This is a genomic window from Dickeya zeae NCPPB 2538, from assembly GCF_000406165.1.
Lineage (GTDB): Bacteria > Pseudomonadota > Gammaproteobacteria > Enterobacterales > Enterobacteriaceae > Dickeya > Dickeya zeae.
Map to the genome: position 1 here is coordinate 705,616 of NZ_CM001977.1, position 14,584 is coordinate 720,199.

The 14,584-nt window shown below is 45.3% G+C and carries 14 protein-coding genes and 1 tRNA gene; 13 read left to right on the forward strand and 2 right to left on the reverse strand.

Features of this window, described 5'->3' with window-relative positions:
- Positions 1-7 precede the first annotated feature (7 nt).
- From lysS to DZE2538_RS03255, 3 genes are all read left to right on the forward strand, one after another.
- A complete protein-coding gene (lysS, locus tag DZE2538_RS03245) occupies positions 8-1,525 on the forward strand; it encodes a lysine--tRNA ligase (RefSeq protein WP_016943583.1) in 1,518 nt (505 codons plus the stop codon).
- 272 nt (positions 1,526-1,797) lie between these two features.
- On the forward strand, positions 1,798-2,469 hold the full coding sequence (locus DZE2538_RS03250) for a LysE family translocator (RefSeq protein ID WP_038915571.1): 672 nt from the start codon (positions 1,798-1,800) through the stop codon (positions 2,467-2,469).
- A gap of 85 nt (positions 2,470-2,554) precedes the next feature.
- A tRNA-Gly gene (locus DZE2538_RS03255) sits at positions 2,555-2,628 on the forward strand.
- Between the two features lie 131 nt (positions 2,629-2,759).
- Here DZE2538_RS03255 and DZE2538_RS03260 read toward each other — a convergent pair.
- Together DZE2538_RS03260 and DZE2538_RS03265 are read right to left on the reverse strand one after the other, a co-directional pair.
- Positions 2,760-4,232, reverse strand: coding sequence for a sensor histidine kinase (locus DZE2538_RS03260; protein ID WP_038915572.1), 1,473 nt, complete (start codon positions 4,230-4,232; stop codon positions 2,760-2,762).
- The gene (locus DZE2538_RS03265; RefSeq protein ID WP_038915573.1) at positions 4,229-4,951 is read right to left on the reverse strand and encodes a response regulator transcription factor; all 723 of its coding nucleotides are present in this window, start codon (positions 4,949-4,951) and stop codon (positions 4,229-4,231) included. The genes DZE2538_RS03260 and DZE2538_RS03265 overlap by 4 nt, the downstream gene beginning before the upstream one ends.
- Before the next feature lie 141 nt (positions 4,952-5,092).
- Between DZE2538_RS03265 and DZE2538_RS03270 the strand changes: the two genes are divergently transcribed.
- The 10 genes from DZE2538_RS03270 (at position 5,093) to DZE2538_RS20750 (ending at position 14,579) form a co-directional block, all read left to right on the forward strand.
- A complete protein-coding gene (locus tag DZE2538_RS03270) occupies positions 5,093-5,692 on the forward strand; it encodes a cytochrome b/b6 domain-containing protein (protein WP_038915574.1) in 600 nt (199 codons plus the stop codon).
- Positions 5,693-5,702: 10 nt separating this feature from the next.
- Entirely contained in the window at positions 5,703-6,473 is a 771-nt protein-coding gene (locus tag DZE2538_RS03275; protein WP_038915575.1) for a molybdopterin-dependent oxidoreductase, read from the forward strand.
- A 20-nt stretch (positions 6,474-6,493) separates the two neighbouring features.
- Positions 6,494-6,766 carry a hypothetical protein gene (locus DZE2538_RS03280; RefSeq protein ID WP_019846271.1) on the forward strand — a complete coding sequence of 91 codons (273 nt, stop codon included), beginning with the start codon at positions 6,494-6,496 and terminating at the stop codon, positions 6,764-6,766.
- Positions 6,767-7,045: 279 nt separating this feature from the next.
- Positions 7,046-7,423: a winged helix-turn-helix transcriptional regulator gene (locus DZE2538_RS03285; RefSeq protein ID WP_012883386.1), complete on the forward strand. Its 378-nt coding sequence runs from the start codon at positions 7,046-7,048 to the stop codon at positions 7,421-7,423.
- 826 nt (positions 7,424-8,249) lie between these two features.
- Complete coding sequence (locus DZE2538_RS03290) at positions 8,250-9,680, forward strand: mannose-1-phosphate guanylyltransferase/mannose-6-phosphate isomerase (RefSeq protein ID WP_080638942.1); 1,431 nt, start codon at positions 8,250-8,252, stop codon at positions 9,678-9,680.
- Entirely contained in the window at positions 9,677-11,044 is a 1,368-nt protein-coding gene (locus DZE2538_RS03295; protein WP_038915577.1) for a phosphohexomutase domain-containing protein, read from the forward strand. Before DZE2538_RS03290 ends, DZE2538_RS03295 begins: the two co-directional genes overlap by 4 nt.
- Positions 11,041-11,838: an ABC transporter permease gene (locus DZE2538_RS03300; RefSeq protein WP_038915578.1), complete on the forward strand. Its 798-nt coding sequence runs from the start codon at positions 11,041-11,043 to the stop codon at positions 11,836-11,838. Before DZE2538_RS03295 ends, DZE2538_RS03300 begins: the two co-directional genes overlap by 4 nt.
- Positions 11,838-13,067 carry an ABC transporter ATP-binding protein gene (locus tag DZE2538_RS21405; protein WP_038915579.1) on the forward strand — a complete coding sequence of 410 codons (1,230 nt, stop codon included), beginning with the start codon at positions 11,838-11,840 and terminating at the stop codon, positions 13,065-13,067. Before DZE2538_RS03300 ends, DZE2538_RS21405 begins: the two co-directional genes overlap by 1 nt.
- A complete protein-coding gene (locus DZE2538_RS03310; protein ID WP_038915580.1) occupies positions 13,064-14,323 on the forward strand; it encodes a hypothetical protein in 1,260 nt (419 codons plus the stop codon). Before DZE2538_RS21405 ends, DZE2538_RS03310 begins: the two co-directional genes overlap by 4 nt.
- Positions 14,292-14,579, forward strand: a complete 288-nt coding sequence (locus DZE2538_RS20750) for a hypothetical protein (RefSeq protein WP_152486116.1) — start codon at positions 14,292-14,294, stop codon at positions 14,577-14,579. Before DZE2538_RS03310 ends, DZE2538_RS20750 begins: the two co-directional genes overlap by 32 nt.
- The last annotated feature ends 5 nt before the right edge of the window (positions 14,580-14,584 follow it).

The following is a 14,584-nucleotide window of genomic DNA, read 5'->3' on the forward strand; positions in this document are numbered from 1 at the left end:
GAATCTCATGTCTGAACCACAAAATCAGGGTGCCGAGCAGGCGCTGGATCTTAACAACGAACTCAGAACCCGCCGTGAGAAGCTGGCGGCGTTGCGTGAGACCGGCATCGCTTTTCCGAACGATTTCCGCCGTGACAGCACCGCTGATCAACTGCACGCCAGCTATGACGAAAAAGAGAACGAAGAGCTGGAAGCACTGGGTCTGGAAGTGACGGTTGCTGGTCGTATGATGACCCGCCGTATCATGGGTAAGGCGTCGTTTGTGACCTTGCAGGATGTCGGCGGCCGTATTCAGTTGTATGTGGCGCGTGATGACCTGCCGGAAGGCGTCTACAACGAGCAGTTCAAGAAGTGGGACCTTGGCGACATCCTTGGCGCACGCGGCAAGCTGTTTAAAACCAAGACTGGTGAGCTGTCTATCCACTGTACCGAACTGCGTTTGCTGACCAAAGCGTTGCGCCCGTTGCCGGATAAGTTCCACGGCCTGGCGGATCAGGAAACTCGTTACCGTCAGCGCTATCTGGACCTGATCGCCAACGACGAATCTCGCCACACTTTCCGTGTGCGTTCGCAGATTCTGGCGGGTATTCGCCAGTTCATGGTCGGTCGTGATTTTATGGAAGTCGAAACGCCGATGATGCAGGTGATCCCCGGCGGGGCGTCTGCTCGTCCGTTCATTACCCATCACAATGCGCTGGATATCGACATGTATCTGCGTATCGCGCCAGAGCTGTACCTGAAGCGTCTGGTGGTCGGTGGTTTTGAACGTGTATTCGAGATCAACCGTAACTTCCGTAACGAAGGTGTGTCGCCGCGTCATAACCCTGAGTTCACCATGATGGAACTCTACATGGCGTATGCGGACTATAAAGACCTGATCGAACTGACCGAATCACTGTTCCGCACGTTGGCGCAGAACGTTCTGGGCACCACCGAGGTGCCGTATGGCGACCAGGTGTTTGATTTCGGTAAGCCGTTCGAGAAGCTGACCATGCGTGAAGCCATCAAGAAATACCGTCCGGAAACCAACCTGGCGGATCTGGATAGCTTCGACGCGGCAAAAGCCATCGCGGAATCTATCGGCATCAAGGTAGAGAAGAGCTGGGGCCTGGGCCGTCTCGTCACCGAGATCTTCGAAGAAGTGGCGGAAGCCCATCTGATCCAGCCGACGTTCATCACCGAATACCCGGCTGAAGTGTCGCCATTGGCACGTCGCAACGACCAGAACCCGGAAATCACCGACCGCTTCGAGTTCTTCATCGGCGGACGTGAGATCGGCAACGGTTTCTCCGAGCTGAACGACGCAGAAGATCAGGCTCAACGCTTCCAGGATCAGGTTGCGGCGAAAGATGCCGGTGACGACGAAGCGATGTTCTACGACGAAGACTATGTTACCGCTTTGGAGCATGGTTTGCCGCCGACGGCGGGTCTGGGTATTGGTATCGACCGTATGGTGATGCTGTTTACCAACAGTCACACCATTCGCGACGTGATCCTGTTCCCGGCGATGCGTCCGCAGAAATAAGCCTCACCGCTCTATCCCGGCTCGTTTGCCAGCAGGCAGACGAGCCGTTTTTTTATCTCCCCGTGTTTCCCTCTTTTACGCGCATTATCATCTGACAGGCTCGCCTTGCCGTTGGCGTGGGGGGAATGCTACTGTCGTTTGTCCTGATGCGGCATTGCCGTAGCGCATTTATCTCGCTGTATCGGCATAGCCGTCTTGCCGGTAAGGCTCGCAGGAAAGTGGATTCATCGGCCCAGCATGAGACAGAGTGAAGAGAATAAGAAGAGGGATATATGTTACTGGTGATGTTGAGTGGGTTGTTACTGTCGCTGTCGCTGTGTCTGGATTTGGGCATCGTCAACACTGCCATTATTAATCGTGGTATTCGGGACGGCGCAGGCGCGGCGTTCTTTATTGGGCTGGGATCCTGCTTTGGTGATTTGCTCTATGCGACCCTGTCGGTGTTAGGGATGGCGGTGATCTTTAACTACACCCCAGTACGGTGGCTGTTGTGGATTGGTGGTGGCGGTGTACTGTTGTGGCTGTCATTCAACATGGCACGTAGCGCCTGGCGCGACTATCGCCAGCACCGTGGTTTGGCTATTGAAACCGTGAGCGAGCCTTCATCTGGTGCATCTGCCCCCGCGCGCCGCCATTTTATCAGCGGAATGGGAATGGCACTGGCGTCACCCAGCGCATTACTGTGGTTTGCTGCTGTGGGTGGGACGTTGATTGCCCAGGCGACGGATGGTTCTGCCAGACAAATTACGCTGTTTCTGGCGGGATTCTTCATTGGCGGCATACTCTGGACGCTGTTTATGGCGGTCTTAATCAAGTACGGGCGTGGTGCGTTAAAAGGCAGGCTGTCGTTTTACTGCAGTGCGGTATCGGCAGTGTTATTCGCGGTGTTTGCCGTGCAGGTGATCGTCAACGGTTACCAAACGCTGCTGGTGACAGCGGTGTGAATCGACCGCTCAAAACACGCGCAATCAAACCGTGTTTTATCTTGCCCGCCAGAGAGATGACGCTATAATGCCAGTCACTTTCTACGCGGGCGTAGTTCAATGGTAGAACGAGAGCTTCCCAAGCTCTATACGAGGGTTCGATTCCCTTCGCCCGCTCCAAGTCCTTTCTCTTCTGTCCCTTTAAGCCCTTTCCTCTTGCTATTACGTCTTGCTGCTTAGGTAAGCGATGTACTGCTATTGTCTCAACTGCGGGCGCTCCCCATGTTTTACCGCGTGGTACAGGAATAGATTCAGATTGGTACGAAAAAACGAAAGCTAGCGCCGACTGCGGCGTCAATCAGACGGATCTCCCCTCCGTGCAGTTCGAGCATGCGCCGGACAATGAGTAAGCCGAGGCCACCTCGGTTCTCTCGAACGCTTTGTTGACTGAGCGCCGATGGCCGCTGAAACAGCTGCTCGCGCAATATTGGCTCGACGCCCGGCCCGCTATCCGCCACTTCCACCTGCAATTGATGATGCTCTTGCCATACTTTTAGCTGAATAGTTCCTCCCTGCGGTGTATGCCGAATGGCATTATCCAGCAGGTTGGTTACAACCCGTTCAATCATCGATACGTCTGCGTATATCTGTGGCAGTGACGGTGGCATGTCCACTTTTAGCTGCAACTGACGTGTGGCGATAGCCAGATCAAATTTCTGAGCCACATCCTGGATTAATTCACCGATGGCAAAGCGCTCCAGTTGCGGCTTTATTCCACCATGTTCAAGTTTTGCCAGTTCGAACAGTTGCTGTGACAGATGACGAACCTTGTGGCCTTGGCGCAGGGCGATCGCCAGGTATTGGCGGTTATCTTCCGGCGATAGGGTCTCCGCTTTCATTGACAAGGTCTCCAGATAACCCAGCAGCGAGGTGAGCGGTGTACGCAGATCGTGTGAAATATTGGCAATAAACTCCCGCCGCTGTCTGTCGCTGTCCGAAAGCTGGTCCCATTGGCTGACGATTTTCCGTGCCAGCTCAATGAAGGTATTGCGCAGTAGCGCCACTTCGCTGGTTGGCAGGTTTTCTGGTATCTTTTGCGCTAACTGCTTGATAGTGCTGATGCTATCTCGCTCAAGCCCACGCACTTCGGTCGTCAATTCTCTGACCGGGCACGTTATCCACCGCCAGACCAACAGGCCGGCCAGCAGGCCGAGTCCAGCTACCATCAGTAGCGACCACAGCACGGTACGCCACAGCGTTTTCTGCCAGGCGCTGTCTGCCAGTGCATTGAGCTCCTCGCCTTGCAAAATGATATACAGATAGGCCCGCAGTTCTCCGTTTTGGTTTATTGGTGCGGCGCTAAACACCTTTTGCTTGTTTGGGCTGCGTGGATCGTCGCCGTACACAGGTAAGCTCGCGCCACTCAGGAAGCGTTGCAGCGGAGTGATAGCTACACGCTGGCGTTTGAGATGGTCCGGTGGGGCGGCATCTGCCAGCAACTGGCCATCAGGGGAAACCAGGTAGAGCTCGACACTGGGGTTGAGCGTCATCAGGCGGTCAAACAGGGTTTTTAACGACAGTTGGTTTACCCTGCCTTGTGCGTCCAGTAGTGATTCACTGCTGACAATTTGCTGTGCCAGACTACCGGAGAGACGTTGGACCATCGCATTACCGTACTGGCTGCTGCTATAAAGCTGAACGCCGCAGGCGGTAACAGCACACAGCAGAAGAATCGCGGTAAAGGCGAGCGTCAGACGCTGGCTGAGGCTTAAACGGCGGATCATGGCTGCGACTCCGATTTGTTGGCGGCAAATTTGTATCCCTTTCCCCAAACGGTAAGGATAATCTCTGGTTCGGCGGGGTTACGTTCAATCTTGATTCGTAGTCGGTTGATATGGGTATTGACCGTATGCTCATAGCCTTCGTGCTGATATCCCCACACGCGATCGAGCAGTGTCAGTCGTGAAAAAACCTCTCCTGGATGGCGGGCAAACCAGTAAAGCAGATCGAACTCGCGTGGCGTCAGCTCTATCGGCTCGCCATGCAGTGATACCTCCCGTGCCAGTGGATCGATATCCAGCCCGTGAAGGGAAACAGAGCCTGCTTCCATACGGATATTCTGTCCCATTGCCTCCTGACGACGAAACAGGGCTTTGACCCGGGCAACTAATTCCAGCACCGAAAATGGTTTAGGCAGATAGTCGTCCGCTCCCATTTCCAGCCCGAGAACCCGGTGAGTTTCGCTGGTTCGAGCGCTGATGATGATCACGGGTAAGTAGCGGGTCATCTGACGAATACGGCGGCAAATCTCAAGCCCATCTACGCCGGGTAGCATCAAATCGAGGATTACTGCATCCCAGACCTGTTTTTCCAACTGAACCAGTGCGTGCGCGCCATTCACCTCATGGCTAATCTGGTAGCCCTCATCCTGCAGATTTAACCGCAGCAGCGTGGCGATATCGTGGTCATCTTCTACCAGCAGTATTTTTCTTGCGCTATTCATGGCTTTTCTACCCACACTCTTTTCGCCAAAGCTTACCCCAGGCGTGGAGCGCGAGTTATCACATTTTATTTAAACTTCCGTGAGGATGTGGTGATCGCCGCCGATCCATGATGCAGGCCTGTCATTCATGGAGTACGGGCTATGTCCTCTGTCAATCCTGAACATATTCATCCACTGTGGTTGCGATGCTGTCATTGGATTAATGCTATCGCTGTTGCAGGCATGCTGTTTAGCGGCTGGCGTATCTACAACGCTTCTGCACTGTTCGATTTTTCCTTTCCTTCGGTGTTAACGCTTGGCGGTTGGTTGGGTGGCGCGTTGCAGTGGCATTTCGCCATGATGTGGGTTTTTGTGGTTAACGGCGTGGTTTACCTGACGCTTGGCGTGATTGACGGACGCTTTCGCCGCAAATTTTTTCCCCTGTCGCTGCGCCATCTTCGGGATGACCTGACGCAGGCGTTGCGTGGCAAACTTCAACATACCGATCTCAGCCACTACAACGCCATACAAAAGGTGGCTTATCTGGGTGCCATTCTGTTGGGCATGGGGTTGTTGCTATCCGGATTGGTGTTGTGGAAATCCGTGCAATTACCTTTGCTGCGAGACTTGCTGGATGGTTACGAGACCGCGCGATATGTCCATTTTTTCTGCATGAACCTGATGGTGTTGTTTGTGGTTATCCATTTACTGATGGTGCTGCTGGTTCCCCGCACGCTGCTGGCCATGCTTAGGGGACGCTGAGGATAATACAATGAAGAAAAACACTTTTCTCAGCGATGGCGACGCGCACTATCTGGTGAAAGAGGCCGAAAAACTGCTCAGCCCAGAGCGCCGTCGCCTGTTACGCCAGGGACTGACGCTGGGCGGCATCATGATGCTGACCGGTTGTGATATCAGCAACAACGAAAGTGTCGAGAGTACGCTGTCCCTTATCTCTCGTTTTAATGACCGGGTGCAGGGGTTCTTGTTCAGCCCCCGCAACCTGGCACCGGAATACCGCGAGTCAGACATTACCCGCCCCTTCCCATTTAACGCTTTTTACGGCCAGGAAGATATTCCTCGGGTTGATGGTCTTGACTATCAGCTTGACGTCCGGGGTCTGGTGCGGGACACCCGTCGTTGGACGCTACCGGAGTTATATCGGCTGCAGCAGGTGAGTCAGATCACGCGTCATATCTGTGTGGAAGGCTGGAGCGCCGTTGGAAAATGGGGAGGGGTACCGTTTCATCATTTCTTAGCACTGATCGGGGCAGATAAGCGAGCGCAGTACGTCAACTTTCGGTGTGCGGACGACTACTACACCAGCATTGATATGGCGACGGCATTGCATCCGCAGACGTTACTGGCGTTGACCTGGGATAACCAGATCCTGCCGCCCGAGTACGGTTTCCCAATGAAGATCCGTATCCCGACTAAGCTCGGTTACAAAAATCCAAAGCATGTTTTATCCATCGAAGTCACCAACCGCTTCCTGGGGGGTTACTGGGAAGATCAAGGTTACAACTGGTTTGGTGGCTACTAACCCCAAAAAAAGGAAATACTATGAAAAAGATGATGATTGCTGCTGCCGTTTTGTCGACATTGTTGATGGCTAATGTACAGGCTGCCGACAACATGAGCCATGACGGGATGACGAAAGAAAAAGCAGGCATGTCGCACGACGGAATGACGAAAGACGCGATGGGAAAACCCCATAGCAGCCTGTGTAAAGACGGCATGTGCAAAGAAGGGATGAAAACGGACGAGATGAAGAAGGACAGTATGGGCAAGATGGATAACATGGGTAAAGATAAAAAAGATACCATGAGCAAATAGTCCGGCGAGACAGCAAAAAGATGTGTCATTCCAGCACGATGCAAGCACGGAATGGCACATGCTCCTTTTCAATACTGGCAAGGTTTGTGAAGTAAGTTCCCCTCCTTATTAGGTTTTAAAAAGAAACTATCATTCCAATAGAAACCATCCAATCAAAAAGAAACTATCCATCCAGAAAAGAACTAACTCCCCAAAAGAAATAACATGCGCTATGGTAAGTAGGGATACCGAGAGATACCGAATAAAACCTTAACTAACTGGGAAAGCAGAGGTCATAGGATGCCTGAATTCAGTGTTTACAGTAAAACCTGCCCGGCGCGCGTGGTGCTGGATCGTCTGTCCAATAAATGGTCGCTGCTGATTCTGGATCGGCTGGCATGTGAGCCGGTCAGGTTCAACCAACTAAGACGTGATATTGAAGGCGTATCGCAGAAAGTGTTGTCACAAACGCTCAAACACCTGGAACGTGATGGCATGATTCACCGGCAGGTGTTTGCTACCGTGCCAGTGACGGTGGAGTACTCAATTACTACACTGGGTAAGACACTGGTCAAGACCGTGCATGAACTGACCCACTGGGCGGAGCGGAACATCGATGAAGTCATGCTGGCGCAGCAGCGGTATGATGAACTCAACGCGGTTTCCTCGGTGGCATAGGTGCATTCCCGTTCTGGACGATTTGTAGAGCCTAAAAGGCGATATCGTTTCTATTGCATTTATGGTTTCCAGAATAATCTTATATATTAACATATTATCTCTTTAGTCAAATTTTTAGCCTAAAATTCATCTAAGATGAGAATAATAATCGTTATTTTTATTTGTGATCATAAGGCCATTTTACTCTATTCACGCCACAGGCGATTGCTGTGAATGAGGCGTAAATTTTTGGTTTGGGGAAGGTGGGAGTCGACAATAGCGCTACACCTCCCTTGCTGTGACATGTAAAATACGCGAATTATTTTTCCTGTTTCTGACTATATTTTCAGCAGAATCACACGTGCAACGACAATTTGAGGGCAGTGTCTACGCGTGGGTTAAATCCCAAGGGCGGTAGCATGCCTGAAGCCCTAGTCACTTTGTTGAGTATCATCGCTTGCTTTCACCAAGAGTCATTTGGCTAAAAAACACTCAAATGGCGGTAATCTTTGGGGCGTGCAAGTTAAGTCACTGATCTGGTGTTATCTATCATTTGTGGGTCCTCATAATGGACAGCTTTTTAATACAGAGAGCAATAAAATAGTAAGGGTCTTTGTCTGTCACAATATTAAGCAATTCTGTCAAATAGTTGCATCATTAGCAGATTTTTCCTCATAGAGAAATATTGAACTTTATATTTATGTAGGGGTTTTTGGGAAAAATATTTGATTGTGTACTTTTTGGGGCTTTTACGTCTGAAATGTATGCTTATTTTGGGCTGTTTGATCGCAAATAAGTATTAGGTAGTTAAATCCACCATGGTGAGAACCATGTTCAGGAGGTTGGTTTGTCAACGGCAATTATTCCCGTGATCATGTGCGGTGGTAGTGGTTCACGGCTTTGGCCAGTATCTCGGGAACAGCATCCGAAGCCTTTCATCCGTTTATCGGATGGAGAAAGCTTGATTCAAAAGGCATTGCTTAGAGCGTTATCATTTGACGGTGTTAAAGAGATTATCACTGTCACGAACAAAGAATTGCTTTTTAAGGCTGTTGATGCTTTTTCTGAAGTGTATAAAGGTTCCACTCCTATTTCTTATATCCTGGAACCTGTAGGGCGTAATACTGCCGCAGCAATTGCGTCCGCAGCTCTGCTTGCACATAAAAAATATGGCGATGATGCCGTATTGATGATTCTGGCTGCAGATCATCTTATCAGAAATAGAGAAGCTTTTTCTTTTGCTGTCTCTCAGGCAGCTTCGTTAGCTGGACAATCGAAACTGGTTACTTTCGGTATTCAACCGGAGAAACCTGAGACAGGTTATGGCTATATCAAATACGAAGGTAACCAGGTAGAGCAGTTTGTCGAAAAACCTTCTCTCAGTAAAGCTCAAGAATATGTCGCGTCAGGGGATTATTTGTGGAACTCCGGCATGTTCTGCTTTGCTTGCGGAACAATTCTCAAAGAGATGCAGACGTTATGCCCTCAGGTTTTGGCTGATGTTGAGCATAGTATGAGTGTTTCTCGCCGCCTTGAAGGTAGTGGTGCGACACAGCTTGAATTAGATATGGAAACTTTTTCTCAGGTTGAAGACATATCTATTGATTATGCAGTTATGGAGAAATCCAAACAAGTTGCAGTTGTTCCTTGTGACATCGGCTGGTGTGATATCGGTTCCTGGACAGCGTTGGGAGAGTTAGGTGACCTTGATAAGGATGGTAATACTGTAGAAGGTTGTGCTGAGGTGCTTACTCATAACGTAAGCAACTGTTACATCAAGGCCGATGAGAGAGTTATTGGTGCAGTAGGTGTAAATGACCTGGTTATTGTTGATACCCCAGATGCCTTGTTGGTTGCGAGTAAAGATAACGGCCAGGATGTTAAATCGATATACAATCAGCTTAAAGCTAAAGGGCATCAAGCTTATAAAATTCACCGAACTGTCCACCGACCTTGGGGGACGTCTACCATCCTGGAAGAAGGGAATAATTTCAAAATTAATCGAATTGTTGTAAAACCTGGTGCCAAATTAAGTATGCAGTTACATCACCATAGAAGTGAGCACTGGATCGTGATGTCAGGAGCTGCAAAAATCGTCAATGGTAACAAAAATATATTTCTTTCCACTAATCAATCTACTTATATTCTTGCTGGTGAGCAGCACCGAGTTGAGAACCCCGGAGTTATAGATCTCGTAATGATCGAGGTACAAAGTGGTGAATACCTTGGTGATGATGACATTGTTCGATTCGATGATAATGGGGGGATAATTCAATGAGTTTTGCATGTTTTAAGGCTTACGATATTAGAGGTCGACTAGGGAGTGAGTTAAATACAAATATCGCATATCGTATTGGTCGCGCATTTGGACAATATTTGAATGCAAGAACGGTTGCTGTCGGAGGCGATATTCGTTTAAGTAGTGAAGAATTAAAATCATCATTGGCTGATGGTTTAAGAGATGCCGGGGTTGATGTTATCGATCTTGGGGTAACTGGGACTGAAGAGATCTATTTTGCCGCTTTCCATTTAGATATAGATGGTGCTATTGAGGTGACAGCTAGCCATAACCCAATGGATTATAATGGCATGAAACTGGTAGGGCGTGGAGCTAAACCAATTAGTGGTGATTCTGGATTAAATGACATTCATGATTTGGCTGTGCTAGGTCAATTTAATACCATTACTCGCAGAGGCAATTATACAAAACGCTCTTTGCTAAATGAATATGTTGATCACCTCATGTCTTATATTGATATGGGGGAATTGAAACCGCTGAAATTAGTAGTCAATGCAGGGAATGGTGCTGCAGGACATGTCATTGATGAGATTGAAGCAAGATTTCAACAGCAGCAAATCCCCGTGGAATTTATAAAGATTCATCATGAGCCTGATGGCCACTTTCCTAACGGCATTCCTAATCCATTATTACCTGAAAATCGCTCCGCAACGTCAGATGCAGTAAAATTACATCGAGCCGATATGGGGATTGCGTGGGACGGTGATTTTGATCGCTGTTTTTTGTTCGATGAAAATGGGGATTTCATCGAAGGTTATTATATTGTGGGTCTCTTAGCTGACGCTTTCCTTGCAAAAAATCCCGGTGATAAGATTATCCATGATCCAAGGCTGATCTGGAATACTATAGATGTGGTTAATAAAGCAGGTGGGCTCCCCGTTCAGAGTAAAACTGGACATGCTTTTATTAAAGAGCGTATGCGTGAGGAAAATGCAATTTACGGTGGTGAGATGAGTGCCCATCACTATTTTCGCGATTTCGCTTATTGCGACAGTGGCATGATCCCTTGGTTATTGGTTATAGAGTTGTTGTCTTCAAGGAAGGCTTTGTTATCTGAGCTAGTTAGTTTGAGGATGCAGAACTACCCATGCAGTGGGGAAATAAATTATAAGGTTGCTGGCGCTAATAATATTATAGCTAAAATAGAAGATTATTATAAATCGGAAGCTATCAATATTGAGCATATAGATGGCGTGAGTATGGATATGAACGAATGGCGTTTTAATATCCGGATATCTAATACCGAGCCATTATTACGGTTGAATATAGAAACAAAATCACACCAGGAATTGGTATGGGAAAAAGTAAAAGAAATTGAAGAGTTGATAAAGAGATACCAATGACTATTACGATATTAAGAAATATAATTGCATATAGGGGTTTCATTCTCAGTAGTGTTAAACGAGAGTTTCAAAGTCGGTATAGAAACTCACTGCTGGGGGCAGTATGGAATATTCTTAATCCTTTAGCAATGATCATTGTATATACTGTGATTTTCTCCGGTGTTATGAAGGCTCGTGTTCCTGGAATAGATAACTCTTTTGGATATAGTATATATTTGTGTTCTGGATTGCTAACATGGGGCCTTTTCAGTGAGATAGTACTTAGATCTCAAAATACATTTATTGATAATGCAAACCTTCTTAAGAAGATAACATTCCCTCGTTTATGCCTTCCTATAGTTGCCATACTGAGTGCATTGGTTAACTTTTTAATAAGTTTTTCTATATTTTTAATATTTTTAATTTTATCAGGTAATATGCCAGGGATAGAGATATTATCATATATACCAATATTACTTGTTTTATCCCTATTAGCTATTGGAATTGGCATTACTGTTGGTGTTATAAATGTTTTCTTCCGTGATGCTGGGCAACTTTTTTCTATTGTTGTTCAGTTTTGGTTTTGGTTTACACCAATAGTATATACATCAGATATCCTACCTGAAAAGATTAAAAACATTTTATCTTATAACCCGATGACAGGAATAATTGAAGCATGTCATACAGTAATGGTGAAAAAAGTATGGCCTGATTGGTGGGGACTTATCCCTGCACTATGTGTAGGGGGAGTGTTCGTTTGGCTCGGCTTGACTCTTTTCAGAAAACATTCTGGTGAAATTGTGGATGAATTATAATGCCCATGATTAGTATTAGCGGTTTAAATAAAGCTTATAAGATGTATCCCACTAGGTGGTCTAGGCTAGTAGAGTGGATATCTCCATTTAATATTAAAAGACACGAACTAAAATGGGTTCTTAAAGATATAAACTTTGACATTCATGCTGGAGAGTCTGTTGGTATTATTGGCTCTAATGGTGCAGGGAAAAGTACGCTTCTAAAAATTATAACGGGTACAACCACAGGAACAAATGGTAGCGTATCTGTATCTGGCAGAATTTCTGCACTTCTTGAGTTAGGAATAGGTTTCCACCCTGATTTTACTGGTAGACAGAATGTATACATGTCAGGGCAACTCTTAGGTATTAGTTACAATGAAATAAATGCACTCATGCCAGAAATTGAGTCTTTTGCTGAAATTGGTGATTATATTGATCAACCTGTACGAGTCTATTCGAGCGGTATGCAAGTTCGTCTGGCTTTTAGCCTGGCAACGGCTGTTCGACCTGATATTCTTATAGTCGATGAAGCTTTAGCTGTTGGTGATATTTTTTTCCAGCAAAAATGCTTTGATCGAATATTTGATATGAAACAAAAGGGTACGACGCTATTGTTCGTAACCCATGATATGGGGTCTATATATAGACTATGCGATAAAGCATTATATATTGACCATGGTATGGTAAAAGCATTTGGTGATGTCAGAGAAACAATTGCGAGATATGAGCTTGATCTAAAAAAAATAAAGAAAGAGTCCAATGATGAGGAAGATCTTTCGAAGAGTAATGATTCACTGGCTGTTCAATATGATGAGAGTGTGTTTTCACCCCCTGTTCAATTTATTAGTGGTCAGATCTTTTGTGAGGGTGTAGCTACCGATTCTATTGATGAAGGTGCCGAGTTTTCCATAGCTGTTGAAATAGAGAAAATAGGGAATGTTTCGGATGACTTACATATTGGATTTCAAATAAGAGATGCAAAGGGAAATATTTATTTTGAAACTAATACATATTGTCAGAAAATTTCTCCTGTCCATGAAGGTAACTATTTTAAATCTGTATTTCATCTGACCAATAACCTATGTCAGGGAGCATATATATTAAGCTTTGGGGTTGCATCAGATGGATATGGCTTGAGTTCTTTCAGAGATGTATTACTTCACGATGTGGGAAGAAAAAAATTTTCTGTCATTAGAAATGTAGACAGATCCTGGGCCGGACTGTGTAATATGAGAGTTCATTCATGAGTGTAGATAAGTCAAAATCTTTTGAGTTCATTAAGGAATATATAAATGACAGAATGGAAGGTGACATTGCTTGGGTTGGTGATACTCTTCCATTTATAGAATGTGAGCAGTTGGCTTTATCTCTATCAACGAACTTCCGTGCTGATCCTATTCATCACGATACCTATAAGGTTGTGTTTTTATTTTCAGGAAATATATTTGATTATGGTAATAGTTGGCGGCTAGTATTAGATGAATCTATACGATTGCTGAGTAATGATGGTTTTTTAATTATAAGAAGTGTTGATAGTCACTTTGGAACTTTGTTTGATCTAAAATCACAATTATTTAGAAATAAGAATATCAATGTGATATTGACAAAACAAAGTAAATTTTTGGATGGAGCAGTCATATCAATATTTAAAATAATTAAAAATAATATTATAAATTACAATGATAGGAGTTGGAGTATAGGCATTCTTTCTAATGGAAAAAAGGAAGATGTTGTTCTCAACTTAATTGAAAGCATAAATAAGGCTAATCACCAAAATTTACCTATCGAATTTATTATTGCTGGTCCAGAGATAGTTGATAAAAGAATCGATAGAGTAGTTATTAAATATGTTAATACAGCAATAAAAGATGATTCGCCAAGAATATCTGAGAAGAAAAATAATATTATAAATGCGGCAGAAATGGCTAACATTGCTATATTTCATGATCGATATATAGTTAATGATGATTTCTTCGACGGTTTTGATAATTTTGGCTACAATTTCGATTTTCTGACTATTAAACAATTCTATGAGAATGGTAGGGAGTTTCCTGCTTATTTAGCGTTCGAGCATAGAGAGAAAAAATGGCAGAGGCCACTCAATATTGTAAATCATGATTTAGCTTTGCCTGGATCTTTTATTAATGGTGGTCTGATTGTTATAAAGAAGAATATCTTTATCAATCCGTTATTTAACAGTCTGTTATTGCACAATGAAGCTGAAGATGTCGAGCTTGCTTTCCATCTATCAGAGAGCGGTATTGTTGCCAGATTCAATGGATTTTCATCGGCTAAGACGATAGGTATTCCTCTAGACTATACATCCACATTCGTTGATATAACATCATCATCTCTCAATGGTCGTGGAGTATCGGGAAGGAAACGCCGTATTCTTTTCTATATTGCGTACTCGGTATGGCGAAGATTGCCAGATTCAATTAAAGACAAATTGAGAAGACGAACCGGTTTATATGAAAAAATCAAAAATTTTATTCATCATTGATGATGACATCTTAACAGTTCATCATGGAGTAAGGAGATATATATTATCTCTTTCTGAAGCTATAAAGAATATTTTTGATGTCGATTTTGTTATTCATAGAAAAATTTCTTTCTGTGATAGTTTTTATAAGGTTGTTTTTAGTCGTGATTTTGTGGTGAATAACGGTTTTTTTAGTGACTATTTGGTGGGTGAATCAAAATCAGATATTATAAAAAAATATCATCTAATAATTATAAAGATAGTCAATCAAGTATAAAGGCA